This is a genomic window from Leifsonia sp. 10N434 (assembly GCF_056394405.1).
In genome coordinates this window covers 324224-346412 of sequence record NZ_JBFTHV010000004.1, presented here as the reverse complement: position 1 = coordinate 346412, position 22189 = coordinate 324224, and the positions used below count along the sequence as shown (strand labels likewise).

19 protein-coding genes are annotated in these 22189 nt (G+C 69.8%); 6 read left to right on the top strand and 13 right to left on the bottom strand.

Annotated features, from left to right (window positions below; genetic code table 11):
• Positions 1-76 precede the first annotated feature (76 nt).
• Positions 77-2866 (bottom strand): helix-turn-helix transcriptional regulator, encoded by a 2790-nt coding sequence (locus tag AC1DB1_RS12950; RefSeq protein WP_477201065.1) that lies wholly within the window; start codon positions 2864-2866, stop codon positions 77-79.
• A 148-nt stretch (positions 2867-3014) separates the two neighbouring features.
• Here AC1DB1_RS12950 and AC1DB1_RS12945 point away from each other — a divergent pair, with 148 nt between their 5' ends.
• The 4 genes from AC1DB1_RS12945 (at position 3015) to AC1DB1_RS12930 (ending at position 7475) form a co-directional block, all read left to right on the top strand.
• Entirely contained in the window at positions 3015-4589 is a 1575-nt protein-coding gene (locus AC1DB1_RS12945; RefSeq protein ID WP_477201064.1) for a hypothetical protein, read from the top strand.
• Positions 4590-4634: 45 nt separating this feature from the next.
• Positions 4635-5252, top strand: coding sequence for a dihydrofolate reductase family protein (locus AC1DB1_RS12940; protein WP_477201063.1), 618 nt, complete (start codon positions 4635-4637; stop codon positions 5250-5252).
• 61 nt (positions 5253-5313) lie between these two features.
• The gene (locus tag AC1DB1_RS12935) at positions 5314-7032 is read left to right on the top strand and encodes a SulP family inorganic anion transporter (protein ID WP_477201062.1); all 1719 of its coding nucleotides are present in this window, start codon (positions 5314-5316) and stop codon (positions 7030-7032) included.
• 98 nt (positions 7033-7130) lie between these two features.
• Entirely contained in the window at positions 7131-7475 is a 345-nt protein-coding gene (locus tag AC1DB1_RS12930) for a LysR family transcriptional regulator (RefSeq protein ID WP_477201061.1), read from the top strand.
• Positions 7476-7502: 27 nt separating this feature from the next.
• On the opposite strand, the gene dinB is transcribed toward AC1DB1_RS12930, so the two are convergent.
• From dinB to AC1DB1_RS12915, 3 genes are all read right to left on the bottom strand, one after another.
• A complete protein-coding gene (dinB, locus tag AC1DB1_RS12925; RefSeq protein ID WP_477201060.1) occupies positions 7503-8699 on the bottom strand; it encodes a DNA polymerase IV in 1197 nt (398 codons plus the stop codon).
• A 342-nt stretch (positions 8700-9041) separates the two neighbouring features.
• On the bottom strand, positions 9042-9578 hold the full coding sequence (locus tag AC1DB1_RS12920; protein ID WP_477201059.1) for a putative immunity protein: 537 nt from the start codon (positions 9576-9578) through the stop codon (positions 9042-9044).
• A 102-nt stretch (positions 9579-9680) separates the two neighbouring features.
• Positions 9681-11174 carry an MFS transporter gene (locus AC1DB1_RS12915; protein ID WP_477201058.1) on the bottom strand — a complete coding sequence of 498 codons (1494 nt, stop codon included), beginning with the start codon at positions 11172-11174 and terminating at the stop codon, positions 9681-9683.
• Positions 11175-11347: 173 nt separating this feature from the next.
• On the opposite strand from AC1DB1_RS12915, the gene AC1DB1_RS12910 reads away from it, so the two are divergent.
• Positions 11348-12070: a TetR/AcrR family transcriptional regulator gene (locus AC1DB1_RS12910; RefSeq protein WP_477201057.1), complete on the top strand. Its 723-nt coding sequence runs from the start codon at positions 11348-11350 to the stop codon at positions 12068-12070.
• A 91-nt stretch (positions 12071-12161) separates the two neighbouring features.
• On the opposite strand, the gene AC1DB1_RS12905 is transcribed toward AC1DB1_RS12910, so the two are convergent.
• From AC1DB1_RS12905 to AC1DB1_RS12880, 6 genes are all read right to left on the bottom strand, one after another.
• The gene (locus AC1DB1_RS12905; protein WP_477201056.1) at positions 12162-12479 is read right to left on the bottom strand and encodes an ArsR/SmtB family transcription factor; all 318 of its coding nucleotides are present in this window, start codon (positions 12477-12479) and stop codon (positions 12162-12164) included.
• Positions 12476-12955 (bottom strand): SRPBCC family protein, encoded by a 480-nt coding sequence (locus tag AC1DB1_RS12900; RefSeq protein ID WP_271175424.1) that lies wholly within the window; start codon positions 12953-12955, stop codon positions 12476-12478. The genes AC1DB1_RS12905 and AC1DB1_RS12900 overlap by 4 nt, the downstream gene beginning before the upstream one ends.
• A gap of 65 nt (positions 12956-13020) precedes the next feature.
• Positions 13021-14073, bottom strand: a complete 1053-nt coding sequence (locus AC1DB1_RS12895; RefSeq protein WP_477201055.1) for a hypothetical protein — start codon at positions 14071-14073, stop codon at positions 13021-13023.
• Positions 14074-14133: 60 nt separating this feature from the next.
• A complete protein-coding gene (locus AC1DB1_RS12890) occupies positions 14134-14736 on the bottom strand; it encodes a hypothetical protein (RefSeq protein WP_477201054.1) in 603 nt (200 codons plus the stop codon).
• Between the two features lie 134 nt (positions 14737-14870).
• Positions 14871-15407, bottom strand: a complete 537-nt coding sequence (locus AC1DB1_RS12885; protein ID WP_477201053.1) for a DUF6114 domain-containing protein — start codon at positions 15405-15407, stop codon at positions 14871-14873.
• Positions 15398-15991 carry a DUF6230 family protein gene (locus tag AC1DB1_RS12880; RefSeq protein WP_477201052.1) on the bottom strand — a complete coding sequence of 198 codons (594 nt, stop codon included), beginning with the start codon at positions 15989-15991 and terminating at the stop codon, positions 15398-15400. Before AC1DB1_RS12880 ends, AC1DB1_RS12885 begins: the two co-directional genes overlap by 10 nt.
• Positions 15992-16323: 332 nt before the next feature.
• On the opposite strand from AC1DB1_RS12880, the gene AC1DB1_RS12875 reads away from it, so the two are divergent.
• On the top strand, positions 16324-16911 hold the full coding sequence (locus AC1DB1_RS12875; RefSeq protein ID WP_271175419.1) for a TetR/AcrR family transcriptional regulator: 588 nt from the start codon (positions 16324-16326) through the stop codon (positions 16909-16911).
• Between the two features lie 121 nt (positions 16912-17032).
• Here AC1DB1_RS12875 and AC1DB1_RS12870 read toward each other — a convergent pair whose 3' ends face one another.
• The 3 genes from AC1DB1_RS12870 to AC1DB1_RS12860 all read right to left on the bottom strand — a co-directional run bounded on the left by AC1DB1_RS12870 (position 17033) and on the right by AC1DB1_RS12860 (position 22169).
• Complete coding sequence (locus tag AC1DB1_RS12870) at positions 17033-19600, bottom strand: ATP-dependent Clp protease ATP-binding subunit (protein WP_477201051.1); 2568 nt, start codon at positions 19598-19600, stop codon at positions 17033-17035.
• A 613-nt stretch (positions 19601-20213) separates the two neighbouring features.
• Positions 20214-20915 (bottom strand): alpha/beta fold hydrolase, encoded by a 702-nt coding sequence (locus tag AC1DB1_RS12865; RefSeq protein ID WP_477201050.1) that lies wholly within the window; start codon positions 20913-20915, stop codon positions 20214-20216.
• 126 nt (positions 20916-21041) lie between these two features.
• On the bottom strand, positions 21042-22169 hold the full coding sequence (locus AC1DB1_RS12860; RefSeq protein WP_477201049.1) for a LacI family DNA-binding transcriptional regulator: 1128 nt from the start codon (positions 22167-22169) through the stop codon (positions 21042-21044).
• Positions 22170-22189 lie beyond the last annotated feature (20 nt).

Here is a 22189-nt window from a genome sequence, read left to right as displayed (position 1 = left end):
GTCTCCGCCGCCCCGTCTTGGAGAGCGCGATTTTCGGTCCAGGTCGCGAAAGCTCAATGGATGCGGCCTGAGACCCTTACACAGCAGACCGCGTCGCGGCCACCGCCGCGAGCTCAGCACGGTTGGCGACACCGAGCTTGGCGAAGATGTGCGAGAGGTGCGTCTTCACGGTCCCTCTGCTGATGAAGAGTCGAGCGGAGATCTGGGGGTTACTGAGTCCTTCGACGACCGTGGTAACGACCTGCAGCTCTGTCGGGGTGAGGCTTGCCCAGCCGTCGGCCGGGCGACCGCGTCGTCCGCGCATCCGCCGCGCAGAGGCCACGGCCTGATCGAGGGGGAGCAGCGCCCCTTCGGCGGCGGCCTCCTCGAAAACCTCGTCCCCGAGGACGTGACGAAGTCGTGCAACCGTCTCGTCGTACGCGGCTCGCTGCGCCGCTGAACGGGCGATCCCGATCCGCTCCCGCGCGGTTTGCGCCGCGTGCAACAGACGGACGCCATCCGGCGTGGCTGTGATTCGCGAGCCGATGCTCGCCAGAGCTTCGAGGCTGTCGAGCTGAGCGGTGACGAGGCCGTGGTCGACGCGGATCGTCAACGCCTCATGGTGGAGTTCGGCGGCACGGACCAGGCCATCGGCTTCGTGCGCGGCCAGCTCGGCCTGAGCGAACAGCGCCTCGGCGAGGGCGCCGGGGAGCTGCAACTGGCGGCACACCTCGACGGCCCGGTCCAGGATGGTCGCTGCTTCGTCCACTCGGCCCGCGTCCGCAAGCGTCGCGCCGAGCCGGGGAAGCGTACGCCCCGCGATCCAGGTGGGGGTGCCGCGCTCCGTCGAGTCCGCGGAGCGCTCCAGCCAACGGATGGCCGACGACGAGTCACCGGTGAGCGACGAGAGCAACGCCGCGGAGTGATCGAGGCCCGGAACAAAGATGTCGGCCTTCGCCGCCAGGGTCGTGATCGGCTCGAGCACCTCTTCGGCACGAGCCAGGTCGCCGCGCAGGGCGATGATCTCCGCGAGCACCGAGCGGGCGAAGCCGAGCCGCAGATAGTCGCCGAGCGGCTCGGCGATGAGCAGCGCCTCCTGGGCCAGCGCCTCCGCGCGGACGGGATCACCGCACGCGAGGGCGCCGTCGGCTTGGTAGGTGAGCAGGGTCGAGAGGATCCCGGGGTGAAAGCGCAGCGCCTGCAGCACGGCCGCGTCCGCCAGCGACTCGGCTTCCGGATGCCGGTCGCGGAGGTGCAGGATCATCGACTGAAGGGCGCGCGATCCGCCTTGCACGAACACGTTTCCACTGGAGACGGCAGCCTCGTGAGCCTGTTCGCACAGGCGCCAGGCCGCGTCGAAATCCACGTAGAACGCTCCGACCGCCAGCAGGTTCAGGCAGAGCGCGCGCAGCTCATCGTCGCCGAGTTCGTCGGCCAGCTCCAGGGCGCGGGAAGCGGCGTCGTACTCGACGTCGAGCGGTCCGGCGGTGTCGGCGACGAGAGCGAAGCCGGTCAGCAGCCGCGCCTGGAGCAGGGATCGCTCATCCGGGGCGCGTTCGATCGCCTGCCGAAGCATGGTGAGGCCTTCACGTCCGCGGTGATCGAAATGCCAGAACCAGGCGAGCAGGGCCGCGAGCCGGCGGCCCTCGCTCGGATCGTCAGCGCCGAGCGCGAAATCCAATGCAGAAATGAGGTTGTCGTACTCGATCGCCAGTGCCGCGCGCCACCGGTCGGTGTCTTGCTCACGATCGAGCTCAGCGGTCTGCACGTAATCGAGACACCACGCAAGCTGACGCGCACGTGCGAGGTCGCGGTCCTTCGCCTCGATGGCGCGCGCCGTCGCGTAGGCGCGGATGGTCTCCAGGAGCCGGTAGCGCGCGTCACCGTCGCGCTGCTCGGCGACGATAAGCGACTTGTCGACCAACCGCCCGACGGCCAGGAGGGTTTCCGCCGCGGTCAGAGCGCCGGTGCCGTCGGTGCCGTTGGTGCCGACCGTGCCGCCGCCGCCGTCGGCGCAGAGATACTGTGCAGCGTCGAGCCCGAACGACCCGGCGAACACCGAGAGGCGACGCAGCACGGCACGGTCGGCCTCGTCCAGCAGCGCGTAGCTCCAGTCGATCGACCCCGCCAACGTGAGCTGCCGGCGCTGAGCACCACGCGGGCCCCGCACCAGCAAGGCGAAGCGATCGTCCAGCCCGGCCTCCACCTGCTGCGGCGAAAGGGTGCGCATCCACGCAGCCGCGAGCTCGAGAGCGAGGGGGATGCCGTCGAGATGCGCAGCGATGGAACGGATCGCCGGCTCGGAGGCGCTGTCCAGGGCAAATGCCGGCTGCGCAAGCCGGGCGCGATCGACGAACAACTCGACGGCATCCTCGTCGGCGAGCGGAGGAACTCCCGACACGACCTCGCCCGCCAGCCCGAGCGGTTCACGGCTGGTGACAAGCACGTGCACCTCGGGACACTCCTGCAGCACCGCAGCCACCGCATCCGCGACGCCCGAGAGGAGGTGCTCGGCATTGTCGATGCACAGCAGGCACTCACGCGTGGCAAGGTGAGCGTTCAGCGCGCGGAGCTGGTCCGCGACCACAGGGGCGCCCGCTGCGAGCGCGATCGCCTCGGCCACCCGAGAGCCGTCCGCCAGAGTCGACAGGTCTACCCAGTACGCGCCATCTGCACCGCGCGACGCCTCGCTCGTCGCGACCTCCACGGCCAGCCGCGTCTTGCCGGCGCCGCCCGGTCCGGTGAGGGTCACGAGGCGATTGCGCTCCAACAGTCCCGACACCAGTTCGAGCTCCTGCGTGCGTCCGACGAAACGTGTCCGCGGAACGCCGGGCACGTTCGTCCGAGCCGTCGGCGAGCGCATCGAGTGATCGTCGCTGGCGTTCATGGGACAACACTGCCACGCGAGCCCGGCGCCCACCATTGCCACATCGGCCACCCGCACGCAAGGATCGGCCAGGTGGCCGATGTTCGCGCCGGCCGCTCTCACGAGACTCGTTCCAGAGCGATTCATCGCACGAACGGAGCAGACGGCCATGACGACCATGACGACCACACGGATGGCGACGGGACCACTCGTCGTCTCAGAGCGGAACCCGCGGTACTTCACCCCCGCATCCGGCCCCGATGCCGGGCGCGCGGTCTACCTCACGGGCTCCCACATCTGGAACAACCTGCAGGATGGCATGGGGCCCGGCCGCGAAGGACCGGCCGAACCCGAGCGGATGGACTACGACGCCTACCTCGAATTCCTGCGGCGACGTGGTCACAACTTCATCCGCCTGTGGCGGTGGGAGCAGTTCCTGTCGCAGGCCGCCGGTGGCAACTATCACCTGAACATGAGCCCGCAGCCGTGGCAGCGCACCGGCGCGGGCGTCGCGAAGGACGGCAAGCCGCGCTTCGACCTCGACCGACTCGACGACGCCTATTTCCAGCGGCTGCGCGACCGTGTCGTCGCGGCCGGCGAAGCCGGCATCTACGTCGGCGTCATGCTCTTCGACGGCTGGGCTCTCCACCTCAGCCCTGCGCCGGACCACATCGAAGGGCACCCGTTCCACAAGGACAACAACGTCAACGGCATCGGGGCCGCCTCCATCGACGACCTGCAGGTGCTGCCGCTCGACCCGCGCATCCAGTCGACTCAGGATGCGTACATCAGGAGGGTCGTCGACACGCTCCACGACCTCCCCAACGTGCTGTGGGAGGTGGCCAACGAGTCCGCAGGTGGTGGAACCGTCACCGACGAGTTCGCGGGATACCTCGGCCTGGACACGGCGCCGCGCTGGGGAGACACGACCGACTGGCAGTACCGGGTGATCGACCTGGTCAAGCAGCACGAGCAGGCGCACGGCTACGACCCGCACCCGATCGGCATGACGATGCAGTTCCCCGTCGCGGTGCAGACCGCGGTCAACGATCCGCTGCTCGAAAGTCGCGCCGAATGGATCTCGCCGGGGTACGACGACGAGATCTTCGCCGACGGGGGACACCCGATGGCGCCGGGATCTCCGCCGTCGCGCTGGTACGTGGACCCTCCTGTCGCGGACGGGACGAAGGTCGTCATCAGCGACACCGACCACTACGCGCCCGGGCAGGGCGACGCGCTCTGGGCGTGGAAGACGTTCCTGCGCGGTCACCACCCGATCCTGATGGACTACGGCCTCATCGCCGGGCTCGAACCGACCGGTGCGGAACCGGCCGACACGGGCGTGCCGCCGTTCGAGGCGTATGAGCCCGCACGGTGGGCGATGGGAGACACGCGCCGGTTCGCGGAGCGGGTCGGGCTGGTCGACATGCGGCCGGTGACGGATGTCGGCTCGGACGGCTTCGCACTGGTCAACCCTGGCGTCGAGTACCTCGTGCTCCAGGCGGACAGTGCCGCCGACGCCTTCACGATCGAGCTCGCCCCGGGTACGTATGAGGTGGAGTGGTTCGGAATCGACCGTCGCGAGACCGTGCCGGCGGACGGACTGACGGTCGACGACACGGCGAGCGTGGTCGAATTCACCTCACCGATCACGACCGGACCCGCCGTGCTGTACCTGTCGCGCACTTCTGCGACTGACGAGCACGACACGACTGACGAGCACGACGCGACTGACGAGCACTGACACGACTGACGAGCACTGACACGACTGACAAGTAGGAGGAACATCATGAGCAGAGTGATCGCCGACATCTCCATCTCGGTCGACGGCTACGTCACGGGACCCGACGCCGGGCCCACCAACGGACTCGGCACTCACGGAGAGGGCATCCACGCCTGGGTGCTCGAAGAGCCTCGATCGCCGATCGACGACGAGGTGCTCGCCCGCTCCTACGAGAGCACGGGCGCGGTCGTTCTCGGCCGCCGGCTCTTCGACGTCGTTGACGGCCCGGATGGCTGGAACGACGACGTCGGCTACGGTTACGACCAAGACCAGTCGGTCGCCCCTCCGTGCTTCGTCGTCACCCACGAACCGCCGGAGAAGGTGCGTCTCGCTTCGCGGTTCCGGTTCGTCACCGGCGGCGTCGCCGAGGCCGTCCGGGTTGCGGGCGAGGCGGCCGGCGACAAGGACGTCGTCGTCATGGGTGGCGCGAACGTCGTGGATCAATGCCTCGCGGCCGGGCTGGTGGACGAGCTGCGCATCCACTACTCGCCGTTGCTGGTCGGGGCCGGCACCCGGCTCTTCACCCTCGGGGGCAGGAGGGCGCTGGTGCAACGGGAGGTCATCGTTTCTCCGCGGGCCACGCACGTGACCTACGACGTCGTCGACGAGTCGGCGTCAGACTGACATTGCCTGACGCCGGGGTTCGACCTCTGGCGCAACCGCCGCCGTTGCGCAAGACTGGCCCATGGCCAAGGCGCAGCGGCGAGGACTCGCTCGGGTCCCGATCATCGGGCAGCTCCGCAACTATGACCGCTCGTGGCTGCGCGGCGACCTGATCGCCGGGGTCACTGTGGCCGCCCTCATCGTCCCGAAGAACCTCGGGTACGCCGGGATCGCGGGGATTCCGCTGCAGAACGGCCTCTACGCGGCGGCCGCCGGCGCCCTGGCGTACGCGATCTTCGGAACCTCCCGGCAGATCTCGATGGGTCCGAGTTCGGGACTGGCGGCGGTGGCCGCGAGTGCCGTGCTCGCGGCCGGAATCACCGGCGAGCAGGATGTCGCATCGTTCGTCGCCGGGATCACGCTGGCGTCGGGCATCCTGTTTCTGTTGCTTGCCGTGTTCAAGATGGGCTGGATCGCGCAGTTCCTGTCGCGTGCGGTGGTCACCGGCTTCCTCTTCGGTGCCGCGATCGACGTCGTGATCGGGGAGCTGCCCAAGCTCACCGGCACGAAGACCACCGGCTCCAACCCCATCCAGGAACTGTGGTCCTGGTTCGGAACCCTCGGCGACGCGCACGGGACGACGGTGCTGGTCGGCGTGATCTCGTTGGTCGTCGTCTTCGGGCTCCGGGCGATCGCTCCACGGGTGCCCGGCGCGCTCGTGCTCGTGGTGGGCGGACTGGTCGCGGCGGCGCTGTTCGACCTCGGGGCCAAGGGCGTGGCCCTGGTGGGCGACGTGCCGCGCGGTCTGCCGTCGCTGGAGGTCCCGGATCTCCAGCAGCTGTGGGAGCACGCGGGAACCGTTGCCCTCGCCGCGGTGGCGCTGGTGATGATCGGCTTCTCGCAGACCGCGGGCGATGCGCGCACGTTCGCGGCGAAGCACCGCTACCAGATCGACATCAACCAGGAGTCGGTCGCGCAGTCGCTGGCCAACATCTCCGCGGGGCTGTTCAAAGGGATGCCCGTCTCGACCAGCCTGTCCGCGAGCTCGTTGAACGACCGGTCCGGCGCGAAGACGGGAGTGGCGTCCCTGACCTCGGGCGTCACCGTGCTGCTCACCCTGCTGTTTCTGGCGCCGCTGTTCTCGAACCTCCCCAAGGCAGTGCTCGGAGCGCTGATCATCGAGGCCGTCGTGATGGGGATGATGGACCTTCCCGAGATGCGGCGGCTCTTCAAGGTGAAGAAGGTCGACTTCTGGATCGCGATCGTCGCGCTCCTCGCAACACTGGTGTTCGGCGTGCTCGCCGGAGTGATCATCGGGATCGGCCTGTCGCTGGCCTGGCTGGTCGCGGTGGCCACGCATCCGGAGATGCCGACGCTCGGTCGCGAGCGGGGTACGCAGGTCTTCCGCGAGGTCGACGCGTTCCCCGGCGACGAGATCGTGCCCGGGGTGGCGGTGGTCCGGTTCGACGGCGGCCTCTTCTTCGCCACCGCCGATGCTCTGGAGGACCATCTGCGGGAGGTCATCCATGCCAACCCGGACCTGACCGGCATCGTGATCGACTGCGGGGGCATCAACTTCATCGACTCGCAGGGCGCGGCCAAGCTGACGGATGTCGTGGCTCTCGCCCGCGACGCCGGTGTGAATCTGCGCCTCACTCGGTTGAAGCCGTCGCCCCGCGCCGTGCTCGAGCGCGACGGTGTGATCGACCTGATCGGGGCGGACCACATCCACGGCAACATCCACCGCGCGGTCGAGGCGGAGCAGGCCGACGCGAAACGGCGACGCGAAGACCACAGCTAGTCGGCTGCTGGGACGCGCTGAGCCGGCCGGGCCCGCCGGTGGACGTCCTAGTCTTGGGGGATGGCAAAGAACTGGTTCAGCACCGGGACGTCCCGCGGATGAACATCACCCTGCTCGTTCGGTTCGTCGCCGTGGCCGAGGAGCTGCACTTTCCACGTGCAGCACGCGCTCTGAACATCCCGCTCGCCTCGCTCTACTCGTCGATTGCGAAGCTCGAAGACGAGGTGGGGACTCCACTCGTCATCCGCGAGCCCACCACCCGGCTGACCAAGGCCGGAGAACTGTTTCTTGTCACGGCGCGGGACGAGATCGCCGCGACACCGGTCACGGTCGAGAAGCCGGTGAAGCCGGCCGGCGGCAAAGCCAAAGCCTCGAAGGGCAAAGGTCGTGCCCCGGCGGTGAAGGGGCAGCCGAAGCCGTTCAAGAAGCGTCAGGGCCGATAGCCCCGTTCGCCGCCGGATGGGCTCGCGTCATTCGTGTTCGGGAAGCAGCGGGGTCGACCAGCCGGGGTCGCGACCGAGCTGGGCGGCGCGAGCGACGGAGGTCGCACCGAAGCGATCGCGGACGGCGTCGAGCACGGTGTCGAGGCGCGCCCCGTCCTCCCAATCGATCGGCAGTTCGGGCTGGAAACTGTCGGATCGTCCCAGCTGCGACAGCGAAATGCCGATGAGCGTGATGCCGCGTTCCGTGACCTCGGGGAGGGCCGCAGCGAGGAGGCTTCGGGCGATCGTGAGCAGGACGGATGTCCTGTCTGACGGGAAGCCGAGCGTGCGCGACCGCGTGGCTCTGGCGAAGTCGCCGAAGCGGAGGCGCAGCACGATGGTGCGGCAGGTGCGGTCGCCGTCGCGCAGTCGTCGAGCGAGCCGATCGACGATCTGGGTGAGGATGAGGTCGAGCTCCTCGGCCGTGCGTGGGTGGCTTCCGAGCGCACGCTGGGAGCCGATGGATCCGCGGCGCTTCGTGGTGTCGACCGGCCGCGGATCCCGCAGCCGGGCCAATGCGTGCAGGTGCGCGCCGGTCGCCTTGCCGAGCAGCCGCTCTGCCGTGGCCTCTTCGAGTTCCGCCAGCTGACCGACATACCGGATGCCGAGCCGGTGCAGCTTCTCCGCGGTGACGGCGCCGACGCCCCACAGTCTTTCCACCGGAAGCGGGAGCAGGAACTCCTGTTCCCGGTCGGGTTCGACCACGAGCAGCCCATCCGGTTTGCTCACCGCGCTCGCGACCTTGGCGAGGAACTTGGTACGCGCGATCCCGACCGAGATGGCGAGACCGACCTCGGCCCGAACCCGCTCCCGCAGGCGCATCGCGATCTGCTCAGGCGTGCCCGCGATGCGCCGGAGCCCGCCGACCTCGAGGAACGCCTCGTCGATCGACAGCCCCTCCACGAGCGGCGTCGTATCGCGGAAGATCGCGAACACGTCCTTGCTCGCCGTGGAATACGCGTCCATGCGCGGCGGGACGACCACGGCCTCCGGGCACAGGTCGCGCGCCTGCCGGCCGCCCATCGCGGTGCGCACGCCCCGCGCCTTCGCCTCGTAGCTCGCCGCCAGCACCACGCCGCCGCCGACGATGACCGGGCGGCCGCGCAGCGCGGGTGCGTCGCGCTGCTCGACCGAGGCGTAGAACGCGTCGAGGTCGGCGTGCAGCACGGTCGCCTCGCCCCGCATGCCCGCCTCCGCTCACTCGCTCGTCGAGTGAATGGTCGCACGGACCGCGGACACCGGAGGTGGTGGGTGTCGACGGAACGGGCCGCGCCGGTGATAGCGTACGGAAAATGGTGGACTCTTCGATCACGCCCTTGGTCTCAGCGCTCTGGTTGACGGTCGCGATCCTGGCGGGCGGCTATGCGAGAACGCGAAACCGGTCAGCGTGGAGCTGGTTCGTGCTGACGTTCTTCTTCGGCCCGATCTCGGCCTTCTTGCTGGTCACTTGGCCGCCGCGTGACGTGCGCCCTGGGAACTCGGGGCCGAGATCCGGGGTCAATCACGATCGCGTGACGTCCGACTAGATCACGAGGCGGCGACGGCTGCCTGAATCGCGCGGATGGTCGAGCCGAGGATGCCCGAGGCGAGCAGTCCCGGACCCAGCGGACCCGCCGAGTCCTCACCGAGCGGAGGCAGCTGTCGGAGCGCGGCCCTCACCTCAGGGCTCATGTGGTCGAGTTGCCAGGCGATCTCGTCGGCGACAGCGGTGGGCTGGTCGGGAGCGGCCAGGCCGACAGCCTTTGCTGCGTAGGCGGCCGCGCCGAGAGCGTGCGCCCCCATGTGCGCCACACCGGCGGACTGTGCTGCCGCTCGCGCAGCCGCCACGGAAGCGCGAGAGCTCACAGCGTGCGCGGCTCGGCCGGCAACGAAGCGGCGCCGGATCTCACCGGCAGCATCGAGTTCGCCCCGCGCAAACGCACGCGTGCGGGCGATGGCGTCCCGTGGTCGATCGTCGGTCGGAGCCTCTGTTTCGAACACGACCAGAACGCGCTCAGCGCAGTCCGCCGCCCACGTCGCGACCAGGCGGCGATCGGTTTCGCTCAGTGACTGGGAGGACGGCATGACAGCATCCTCGCATCCGGCCCGTAGTCGATTGCGACAACGATGTGTCGGCGATCGATTCCGTCTCCGGATGCTACGCGCTTCCCGCGGTCGGGCACGCGGCTATTCGCCGCGCGCCGCGGCCCTCCGCGATCGCACGATCGCCCACCCGACGAGTGCACCCGCCACGACGGTCAGCGTCGCCCCGGCGATGGTCACAGCACCCTGGAACTCCGCCGCCTGCTGCGAGCTCCAGTGCGCCGAGGCGATGTCCCCGGTGAAGAGGGCCGCGAGGATCGTGCCCGTCACGGCGAGGCCGACGCCCGACGAGACCTCGGTCGCGGTGTCGACCAGGGCGGCACCGATGGTGGTGCGGTTCTCGGGGAGGCCGCGGAGGACGTTGACGCCCGCGACGACGCCGACCACGCGCATCCCGGCCGCCACGAGGGCGAGGGAAAGCGCGACCCAGACGTAGCCCGAGCTGCCGAGCAGCGTGTAGACGGCGAGGCCGGCGACGACGGCGATCGCGCTGATCCAGGCGGACCGCTCGAGGCCGACGCGTTCGACGAACGGGTTGATGAAGGGGCCGGCGGCGACGAGCACGATGACCTGGGGGAGCATCCCGAGCGCGGCCAGCGCGGGCGGCCACCCCCACGCGAGCTGCAGCTGCAGGGTGACCAGGTAGCCCATTCCGGCGGTCGCGAGTCCGGCGGCGGCCTTGAAGGCCAGGCCGCTGGAGACGAGCGGGCGGGCGATGAGCGCGAGATCGAGCAGCGGATGGCGTGCCGTGCGCTCCCGGATCACGAAGAGCACCGCGGCGACGACGGCCGCCGCGGTGACGGTCCACGGCACCCAGGAGCCGGCGCCCTCGTTCAGGAAGAGCGTCGGCGCGATGAGGGCGAGCACGATCGTCGCGGTGCCCAGCACGGCGCCCGCGACGTCCACGGGATCGCGGTGCAGGTCGGCGGCGTCGTCTGCGGCGATGCCGAAACGCACGCCGATGATCGCCAGGATGGCGACCGGAACGTTCACGAGCAGCAGCACCTGCCACGGAGCGATCGCGAGCACGAGGCCCCCGACGGTCGGGCCGATCGCGAGGCCGACGAGTCCGACGGTCGTGATGACGGTCAGTGCGCGCACGCGCAGGCTCTCCGTGTCGAAGAGGCGGAAGGCCAGCGCCATGGATCCGGGGGTGGTCATCGCCGCGGCGATGCCCATGGCGGCGCGCACGATGATCAGTTCCTCGGCGGTCGTGACGAATGCGGTCGCCAGGCTCGCGACGCCGAGCAGCGTCAACCCGAGCAGCATGATCCGCCGGCGGCCGAACCGGTCGGCGATCGCGCCGAAGACCAGCATCAGGCCGCCGAACACGACGGCGTAGGCGCCGGTCACCCACTGCAGGGCGATGGTCGACGCCTGCAGGTCGCGTCCGATCGTCGGCAGGGCGACGTTCAGGATCGAGTTGTCCAGCATCTCGAAGAGGAAGACGGCGGACAGGCCGGTCAGGGCCAGCCACGCCTCCCGCAGGGACCGCGGTGAGCAGCGGGGCTGCGGCGGTCGAGCGGACTGGGGTGAGCGGGTGGACGGGGGGAGGTCGTCGTGACGGTGGGCGCTCATGGGTGCTCCTTCCGGAAGGTGAGGGGGGAAGTCGGCGTGTGGATGCGCGACACGCGCCGGGCTTCGAGATACAGAGGGCGGCGATGTCGGAAGTCGTGAACGAACACTGTTCGTTGAGTACGAACACCGTTATACGCTTGGAACAACGTTCGTGTCAAGCTAGACTGAGCACCATGTCCGCCGATCCGAAACAGCGCCGCGCCGCCCGCCACGCCCCGTCAGGCGACGCCGCCGTGGCGGAGGCGCCCCGCAAGCAGCCGATCACCGTCGAGCGCATCACGGATGCCGCACTCGAGATCGTCGCCACCCAGGGCTACGACGCTCTGACCATGCGGAGCGTCGCGGCTCTGCTCGATACGGGTCCGGCCTCGCTCTACGCGCACGTGGTCAACAAGGCCGACATCGACGAGTTGATCATCGGCCGGCTCTGCAACCAGCTGGTGCTGCCCGAGCCCGACGCGGACACCTGGCGTGAGCAGATCGCCGACGTCTGCGCGCAATTGCGCGATCAATACCTGGCGTATCCGGGCATCTCGCGGGCGGCGCTGTCCATGATCGTGACCAACCTCGACGTGCTGCGCATCAACGAAGGGATGCTGGCCATCCTGATCGCGGGCGGCGTCGAACCGCAGGAGGCGGCGTGGACGATCGACGCCCTCTTCCTCTACGTGGGCGTCTACGCGCTGGAACTCTCGCTGGTCTCGCAGCGGAGGGGGCACGAGGAGGACGCCTGGTTCGTCACCCGCGAGGAGCGCGACGAGGTGGTGCGCCGATTCACTGCGCTGCCCGCCGACCGGTTCCCGCAGACGCGGCGCTACGCGGCCGAGCTGACCTCGGGCACCGGCCACGAGCGCTTCGACTTCACTGTCGGCCAGCTCCTCGCCAACCTCGCCTGAACCCGAGCGCGCGAGAGGTGCCGAATGCGCGCCATTCGAGTGGAATGACGCACATTCGGCACCTCTCGCGAGGATGGCCAGCCGCGCGCGGCTACAAGCCCTCGGCGATCCGCTTGATCGCGGCGAGGCGGCGGTCCCATTCGGCGCCGATCTCGTCGAGGCGGCGTGCCGTCTTCGCCAGCTGCGCGCCGAGCACGCGGTACCGCAGTTCGCGGCCGACCCGCACGGACTCCACCAGCCCCGCCGCCTCCAAGACGGCGAGGTGCTTGGCGATGGCCTGCCGGGTCACCGGGAGGCGCCCGGCGAGGGCGGACGCGGACGCGTCGCCCTCGCCGAGAGCCACCAGGATGCTCCAGCGGGTCTCGTCGCCGAGAGCCGCGAACACGGGAACGAGGGTGGTCGAGGTCACGCGCCGCCCTCGAGGTAGGCGACCAGCTCGTCCAGCTCGGAGTTCCAGCCGCCGCGGTTGCTCTCCATGCCGGCGGCGGGGTCGGCCAGAGTGTCGAAGCCGGTCTCGACGACCGTCAGGCGGGTGCCGCCGTCGTCGAGCGGCTCCACGGTGAAGCGGAACACGGTGGAGTGGTCGCGGTCGACCTGCGCGGCGCCGGCCGGGTCCGAGTTGCCCCAGCGGTAGGCGATCATCCGGGGCTCGTCGAGCTCTTCGATCACGAATGGCACGTCGCCGTAGTCGTCCCAGCTGAAGACGCCCGTGGCGCCCGCGCCGGAGCCGTCGAGTGTCGCCCGCTGCGGGAACCACTGGGAGATGAGCGCCGGTTCGGTGATGGCGGCCCACACCTTCTCGAGCGGCGCGGCGATTCCGATGGTGCGGCGCACGGTGAATTCGCCGGCGTCGACGACGGAGGGTTCGTTGGAGGTCACGGTCATGATTCTGGTCCTTTCGGTTGAATGCTGCAACCACATAGTTGCACCATTCAGAAGCACATGCAACCCTAAGGTTGCATTTGACCCCACAACAGAGGCACGAGCCACCACAGGGCGATGACCGCAGCGACCACGAGCCCGAGCGCCGGAAAGGCGCGACGAAGTCGACGTCCGCCGGGTGCGACGACCACGCCGGCGACGGAGCCGGCGTGGTCGTCTCCGTACCGCTCCGCGCGGCCGGTCGCCTTCGCCCCGACGGTCGACAGGATGCGGAACATCCGGCGCGCGACGCCCGGGGACGACAGCTCAAGTGCCTGCATGGAGTAGACGAACATCCAGTCGTCGACGATCTCGACGTCGAAGTCCTGCGCCTCGTCGATCAGCAGCGCCATCAGATCCGGAGTGAGCAGGTAGAGGGCGTCGCGCTCGTAGTCCTTCGGGCAATACAGCGTGAAGTAGCGGTCGAAGTCGCCTTCGAGCGAGAGCCTCTGCGACCGGGAGAACTCGGCAGGCAGGTTCGTCGCGCCGAAGAGTCCATTGTTGCTACGCGCATCCAGCACGATGTGGGGGAGCGTGTGGTCGAGTCGGATGGCGAGGTAGCCCCAGGTGTGCACCTCGCGGGACTTTCCGGACCCGGTCACGTAGCGATAGGTGGCCAGGTCGGTGAAGCGCCCCGGGTTGCCCGCGGCCGTCGTGAGCCGGTTCAGGAGGACGCGCTCCGTGCCAATCTGAAAGATCGAACCCGGATAGGCGGGCGCGTCCGCCTGTGCCGTGAAGACCATCCCGTTGGCGCGGGCGAAACGGTCGAGCCGCAGCCAGGTCGCCCAGCGGTTCCGCGAGGTGACGATCCGAACGGCGATGAGCGCGACGACGATGGCGGCGGCCACGAGCAGGGCGACGATGGCGCCGACCGGATTCGCGTCGGCGAGCGACGGCAGCAGCACGCCGAGCACGACGATCGCGGCGAGGATCCACGCGATGAGCACGATGAGCGGCATCCCGGGCGATGGCCACCGGCCGCCGGATGCGCGCGCTGCGCTGCGGAACTGCGCGGCCTCGTCTTTCGAGACCGGGCTCGAGAGGGCGGAGAGGTCGACGGAGGCGGGCGAGGTCTCGGGCACGGGCCAACCTTAGCGAGTGCCGGATGCGGCGTGCGGGCAGGCGTGCGGCTAGGTGTGCCGCTACTCCGTCAGCACCTGGTTCGACGGAATCAGCGAGATCTGGTCGGCGGTCACGCCGACGAGTCCGAGATGCACGCGCAGCAGCGCCGCGGGGACTTTGTTGTCGGGCGGGGGAGTGTCGGCGCCGAGCGTGAGCGGCGTGCCGTCGCCGAGCACGGCCGTGACCGAGTCGACGTACACCTGCACGTGACCGCGGAGTTCCATGCGACCGGCGTCGGTGAGCAGCTGCGGCCCCGTCGACTTGCGGACGTTGAGGTGGAAGTCGGTGATCACGATGTCGTCGGCCGTGAGTTTGAGCACGGGCGTCGTCGTACCGTTCGCGAGGGGGACCTTCACGACGCTGACGGTCGGGATGCCCGCGAAGGAGATCGAGCTGCCGGTGAGCTGGGCGGCGGGCAGCGTGAAGGTCGGTGCTCCGGCATCCGGTTTCGGTGCGACCGGGGGAGACGTCGGTGCGGTGGTGGCGCCGGGGGTCGGCGTGCCGGTCGAGGAACCGCCGCCCGGCAGTGGGATGGTCGGGACCGGGGCGATCGGCAGCGGGAGTCCCGAGCGGGTCGGCGTGGGGGTGGGCGTCGGCGAGGGCGACGGTGTGCCGCACGACATGAAGAGCGGGATGCACAGGTCGGCCGGGACCGCCGTGGGGACGGCCGCGACGCCGAGGCCGCAGAGGCCGACGGCGATGAACGTAGCGCCGCCGATGCGCGCTGCCGCCGCCCGGCGCCGGCGACCGGGGGCGGTCAGAGGTCCCTCCCGGGCTCGCGGTCGGGCTGCAGCTCGGGTTCCGGCTCCGGCTCCAGCTCCGTCTCCATCTCCGTCTGCGCAGACGTGGCCTCAGGCTCGGCCGCGACCACCGTCTTCGGCATCCACGCCACGACCATGATCCCGCCGATCGTCGACAGCAGCATCCCGATGAAGAAGCCGCCGAGGTTCACGCCGATCAGCGAGTAGACCGCCACGGCCAGCGCGATCACGCCGTAGAAGATGCGGTGCACCGGCATCGCCACGGCCAGGATGCCCAGCAGAACCAGCAGCACCGGGATGATCGTCGCCTGCAGCCCCTCGATGCCGAGCTGCACGTGGATCTTGCCGATGTCGAGCTGGCCCGAGAAGAACATCTCGATGCCGCCGAGCGCCGTCAGCAGTCCGCCGACGAACGGTCGTCCGCGTCGCCAGGTCGTGAACCGCGCCCACGCTCCCGGATGCACGTTCCGGTCCTTCTCGTCTCGGTTCACGTCTCGGTTCACGTTGCGCCGCGGCTCGTCCGTCAGAAGCATCCCTTGGATCCGTCCGTCAACTGCACGTGCATCCCGGTCAGGTTGAAGACCGACGCCTGGGTGCTCCACGCGGTCTGCTGCACGCCCTTGATCGAGACCGAGTCGGCGTCCTGGGCGAAGTCGCCCGCGCTCCCCTTGGCTTTGGTGTTCACCGTCGACGCGTCGACGCCGATCCGGATGTTGTTGAACGTCGCGTCACCTTTGAGGTCGGTCATGCCGATCTGCAGGTCGGTCGCCGTCGCCGGGGCTCCGCCTCCGGCCGTGATGAGCATCCCGACCTTGCCCATCGGGGTGTCGGTGATCACCGACTGGCAGAGGTCGGCGAGCTTGGCCGAGCCGATGTTCGCGATCGCGACCTGGTGGTTCTTGCCGGCGGTGTCGGGTGCGACGCCGGCGTACTGCGAGAATCCGGTGCCGTCGAGCTGGGAGGCGCTGATCTGGAACTGGCTGCCCGACACCGAGAACGACACGGGCACGGCACCGTTGGCGACGCCGGCCATCAGCACCGTCGAAACGACCGCGACGGGCACGGCGGCGAGAACGATGCGGCCGGCGTGCGAGCCGGTGAGCTTGCGGAACTTCATAGATCCTCCTCGATCTACCGTTCGAACAATGAGGGCGGCTCACCCCCATCCGGGTGACAAGCCGAACGCCCACACAGGAGACTATGCGTTATTGACGAGATGTCAATAGCGCGGGGTCGGCCGGCGCTCGGAGGGGCCGTCGCAACTCCGGAACTCTGGAACGCCACGCCTGGCGGCAGTCCACAACTCCGGATGCTCGCCGCCCCGTCGTCCCAGAGTTCCGGAGTTGTGCGGCCGTCGACCCCGTCGCAGTCGCGCGAATGCCCACGGCCCCGCCCCCGTCCGCCTCGCCGGCCCGGCCCCGTCCCCGACCTCGCCGGTAGGCTCGCTGCATGGAGGATCGGCGCACCCGCTTAACCCCCGACGAACGCCGGGCGCAGCTCGTCGCGCTCGGCGTGGCCGCGCTGGCCGAGCATCCCCTCGACGAGCTCACGATCGAGGGCCTCTCCGCCGAGGCCGGGGTGTCGCGCGGACTGCTCTTCCACTACTTCGGCTCGAAGCAGGGGCTGCACCGCGAGGTCGTGCGCACCGCCCGCGACAGCATGCTGCGAGCCACCGAGCCCCTCGCGGATCTCGCGCCGCTCGACCGCCTGCGCGACACGCTTAACCGCATCGTGCAGTTCGTGCGCGACCACCGCGGCACGTTCTACTCGTTGGTGCGCGGTGTGGCCAGCGGCGACCTCGAGGTGCGGGAGGTCGTCGAGCAGGCGCGCGAGCTGCAGGCGGAGCGGGTGGTCGCGGTGTTCCTCGAGCTGGGCGCCGCCGACACGGTGATGCTCCGGATCGCGCTGCGCTCGTGGGTGGCGTTCGCCGAGGAGGCTCTCGTCGAGAGCGCGATCGACACCGATCTCGTGTCGGAGGAAATCGCGGCGTTCCTGGAGCGGACGGTGATCGCCGTCGCAGGCGCCGTCGAGGCGTGACGGGCCCCGCGGGCATCCGGAGACGACGAAGCGGCGGTCCGGGATGTCCGGACCGCCGCTCTATCGGTGGTGCTCAGTGCCCTCTCGAGCGGGGGCGCGTTGCTGGTGAGACCGCGCGGGGTCAGGCCGCGAACGGCAGCTCCGCGAGCGCTCCGCCCGTGACCTGCAGGATGCCGTCGCGGGCATCCAGGTGCACGGTGCCGCCGTCGGTCAGCTCGCCGGTGACGAGCAGATCGGCGATGCGGTCGTCGATCTCGCGCTGGATCACGCGACGCAGCGGACGGGCACCGTACTCGGGCTCGTAGCCCGTCTCGGCGATCCACTCGACCGCGGCATCGGTGATGTCGAGGTCGATGTCACGCTGCTGTAGCCGGTGGGCCGTCGCGGTGAGCAGCAGGCGCACGATGCCACGCAGCTGCGAGGCATCGAGCTTGCGGAACAGCACGATCTCGTCGATGCGGTTGAGGAACTCCGGACGCATCGCCTCACGCAGCTTGCCCATCACGCGGTCGCGCAGGTCCTTCTCCGAGGCGAACCCGCTGGCATCGCCCGAAGCGCCGACCGGCACGAAGCCGAGTGCGCCGCTGCGGGAGGCCAGGAACTCCGAACCGAGGTTGGAGGTCATGATGATCACCGTGTTGCGGAAGTCGACCGTGCGACCCTGACCGTCGGTCAGGCGTCCGTCGTCCAGCACCTGCAGCAGCAGGTTGAAGACGTCGGGGTGGGCCTTCTCGATCTCGTCGAACAGCACGACCGAGTACGGGTTGCGGCGCACGCGCTCGGTGAGCTGTCCGGCCTCGTCGTAGCCGACGTATCCGGGAGGGGCGCCGACCAGGCGGGCGACCGTGTGGCGCTCGCCGAACTCGCTCATGTCGAACCGCAGCATCGCCTTATCGTCACCGAACAGCGATGATGCGAGGGACTTGGCCAGCTCGGTCTTGCCGACGCCGGTCGGACCCAGGAACAGGAAGCTGCCCACGGGGCGGCTCTCGTCTCCGAGGCCGGTGCGGTTGCGGCGTACGGCCTTGGCGACCGCGACGACCGCGTCGTTCTGGCCGATCACACGCTCGTGCAGCTCGGACTCGAGCCGCGCGAGGCGCTCACGGTCGGCTTCGCCGATCCGGCTGACCGGGATGCCGGTCGCACGCGAGATCACCGCGGCGATCTCGGGCTCGCCGATCACGGCATCCGGACGGGGCTTCGCCGTCAGCGACTCGAGTTCGGACTGCACCGACTCGATCTCGTCGCGGAGCCGCGAGGCCTCCTCGTAGTGCTCGGCGCCGACCGCGGCGTTCTTCGACGCCTCCAGGCCGGCGAGGCGCTCCATCAGAGCGGATGCGTCGACCCGCTTGCCCAGCGAGAGGCGCAGTCGCGCACCCGCCTGGTCGATCAGGTCGATGGCCTTGTCGGGCAGGAACCGGTCGGACACGTAGCGGGCGGAGAGCTCGACGGCGGACCGGATGGCGTCATCCGTGTACTGCACGCCGTGGTGCTCCTCGTAGGCTCCGCGCAGACCCGACAGGATCAGCACGGCGTCCTCGATGCTCGGCTCGCCGACGGTGACCGGCTGGAACCGGCGCTCGAGAGCGGGGTCCTTCTCGATCCGGCGGTACTCCTTGAGCGTGGTGGCACCCACGAGGTGCAGCTCGCCGCGGGCGAGGCGGGGCTTCAGGATGTTCCCCGCGTCCATACCGCCGCCCTCGCCGGCCCCTCCGGCGCCGACCACGGTGTGCAGCTCGTCGATGAACACGATGAGCTCGTCGCGGTGCGCGCCGATCTCGTCCATCAGGTTGGTGAGCCGCTCTTCGAAGTCGCCGCGGTATCGGGTGCCGGCGAGCATGGCGGGCAGGTCGAGCGAGACGACGCGCTTGCCGAGCAGCTGCTCGGGCACGCCGCCGTCGACGACGGCCTGCGCGAGACCCTCGACGATCGCCGTCTTACCGACGCCCGCCTCGCCGACCAGAACGGGGTTGTTCTTGGTGCGGCGGGAGAGGATCTCGATGGTCTGCTCGATCTCGTCGAGCCGGCCGATCACGGGGTCGAGCCTGCCGTCGCGGGCGAGCTCGGTGAGGTCGGTGCCGAACTGGTCGAGCATCGGGGTCTCGGACGCGTCGTTCTCGGCGTCGACGGGGGAGCCGTCGGAGCCGACGGTCGCCGGCTCGCGCATGGCGCTGGTGAGCGCGTCAGCGGTCACGCCCGCGTTCTGCAGGACCTGCCCGGCGGGCGTGTCCTGAACGATGACGAGCGCGAAGAAAAGGTGCTCGGGGTCGATGTAGGTCGAACCGGATGCCCGGGCGACCTGGTACGCGTGGAAGAGCGCACGCTGCGCGGACGGGGTGATCGACGCCGCGTCGGCGTCGACGACGTCGCCCGCCTGCGGGAGGCGCTGCTCGGCGGCGATGGCCACCTTGGCGGGGTCGACACCGATCCGGCGCATCGCGTCTGCGGCGGGCTCCTGGCTCACCATGACGCGCAGGATGTGCAGCGCGTCGAGCTCGCGGTGGCCGTGCTCCAGGGCGAAACGGCCGGCCTCGCCCAGGATCTCCTGGGTGCGTCGGCTGAGGAAGCGGCTGATGTCGATCGAGCGCGCGGCACGCGCACGCTCACCCGCGAGGTAGCGCGCGAGGAACTCGTCGAACGAGTTTCCCTCGCTGCTCTCGCTACCTTCGGGAGTGAAGTTCTCGGGCACGAAATCTCCTGTTTCTTGAAAGTTGAGTCGTGAACACTCAAGTTCAACAAACGGGCGGTGCGTTTATTCCTGCGTGCGCGGAGTCGTTCGCCGAGGGGTGCGATATGTCGCTCAAACGGCCTGTTTGAGCGACATTCGGCACCGCTCGCCGCGCGGGGCCACCGCGGGGGCTGCGCGGGGTCGAGTTGCGGCAAAATGTGCGGTTCGCCGGGGGGCGAACCGCGCTTTTCGCGCACGTCGACGGCGCGTCTGGCGAGAGTTGCCCCGCGTCGGGTAGGGCGCGCGCAGGCGCTTGCGTCGAACGGTGCGAAATGTCGCTCAAACGGCCCGTTTGAGCGACATTCGGCACCTCTCGCCACCGCGGGGCCACCACGGGGCCACCGCGGGGCCACCGCGGGGGCTGCGCGGGGTCGAGTTGCGGCAAAAGTGCGGTTCGTCGGGGCCCGAACCGCACTTTTCGCGCAAGTCGACGGCGCGTCTGGCGAGAGTTGCCCCGCGTCGCGTAGGGCGCGCAGGCGTGCGCGTCGAACGGTGCGAAAATGTCGCTCAAACGGTGTGTTTGAGCGACATTTGGCACCCCTCGGCGGGATGGGTCGCGGCGCGCGTCGGCGCGCTAGGCGCGGTCGACGGCGCGGCGGATCGCCTCGCCGAGCTCGGCCGGCTTGGTGAACTGCGGCCAGTGCCCGGTCGGCAGGTCGATCAGCTCGACGTCGCGCATCCGGGAGAGCTCCGCGACGAAGGGCAGGCCCGCGTCGAGCCAGCCGCGCAGCTGCTCGGTCGGGAACTCGCACGCGATCACGGTCGCCGGCACGTCGTAGCGGCGCTCGTCGTGCAGATGGATGGGATCGCTCGTCACGTGGCGCGGCTCGGCGATGGCACGGGCGCGGAACTGGGCGCGCAGGTCGTCGTCGAGGTCGACCAGGTCTTCGTCGTCGAACACCTCCCAGGCGGGAAGCGGCACCTCGTCACCGACCACGGGCAGCTCGTCGTTGATCACGCCGCCTTCGCCGAGGGGAGCGCTGTCCACGTAGATCGAGCGCACGACCCGGTCCGGCCGCTCGTCGATGGCGCCGTGGATGATCGCTCCTCCGCCCGAGTGGCCGACGAGGGCGACCGGTCCGTCGATCGCGTCGACCGCCGCCACCACGGCGTCGATGTGATCGCGGAGCCCGATGCCGGCGCGCGGGGCGTCCACCGCTTCGAGACCGGGGAGGGTGAGGGGATGGACGCGGTGGCCGGCCTCGACCAGCGTCGGCGTCACCTCGTCCCATGAAGATGCGTCGAGCCAGAAACCGGGAACGAGAACGATATCCATGGCACGACCCTAGGGTCAGCCGCCGACACGACAAGTCGGCCGCCGAACACTACAAGTCAGCCGCCGACCCGACGAACCAACCGCCGACACGACGAAGCAGCCGCCGACACGATGAAGCAGCCGGGCTCACGCCTCCGGATCGGTGGAGCCGCGCACCACGAGCGTCGCGACGAGCGCGGGGTCGCCGGATGCGGCATCCGTGCCGTCGATCTGCGCCAGCAGCCGTCGGGCGGCGGCGCGTCCGAGGGGTTCACCCGGCAGCCGGATCGTCGTCAGCGACGGAGACGTGACCCGCGAGTACGGCAGATCGTCGAAGCCGGTGATCGCCAGGTCGCCGGGAACGGACAGCCCGAGGGACCGCGCCGCCTCGAGGGCTCCGTAGGCGTGGGTGTCGGTGGCGCAGACCACCGCCGTCACGCCCGCCGCGTTCAGGGCGGGCCACGCGGCCACGAACGCGGACGCCGCGGCTCCCATCTCGATCACGCTGCGGGCCGCATCCGGTGCGTTCACCGTCAGCCCGCGCGCGGTCGCCGCCTCGACGAGCTGCTCGCGCCGCAGGTCGAAGGTCGTCGTTCCGGTGGTGCTGTCGAGGTAGCCGATGCTGCTGTGGCCGAGCGCGGCGAGGTGCGCGACGAGCCGGTCGATCGCGTTGGACATGTCGTAGTTGACCGCGTCGTACGCCGGCGCGATGCCGGTCGCCGCGTCACGTGCATCCGACGCGCGGGCATGCGTCGCGCGGGCATGCGACGCGCGGGCATCCGCATCACGGGCATCCGCCGCGCGAGCATCCGCCGCACGTGGGTCCGGCGCATCCAGCAGCACCAGCGGCTCGTCGCCGCTGAGTTCCGCGAGAAACGCATCCGACGGCGCGTCCACGAGCAGCCCGGCCGGTCGCAGGCCCGCGAATCGCCCGACATCGGCCGCCGTCGGCTGCACGCCGCTCGCCGTCACCGAGAGCAGCAGCTGGAAGCGTTCCCCCAGCTCCGCCTCGATGCCCCGGATCACCGCACCGAAGAACGGGTTCGACAGGTCGGGTGCGACGAGCACGATCAGGTCGCTGCGACCGCGCGCGAGGGCGCTCGCACCCCGGTCGATCACGTAGCCGAGCTCGGCGACCGCCGCGTGCACGCGATCGATGTTCGCCGCCGACACGCGCCCGTCGGTCTTCCCGTTGAGCACCAGGGAAACGGTCGCCACCGAGAGTCCCGCCCGCTCGGCCACCTGAGCGGCGGTCACGCGAGGGGAGCGGGGCATGTATCGATGCTACTGGCCCC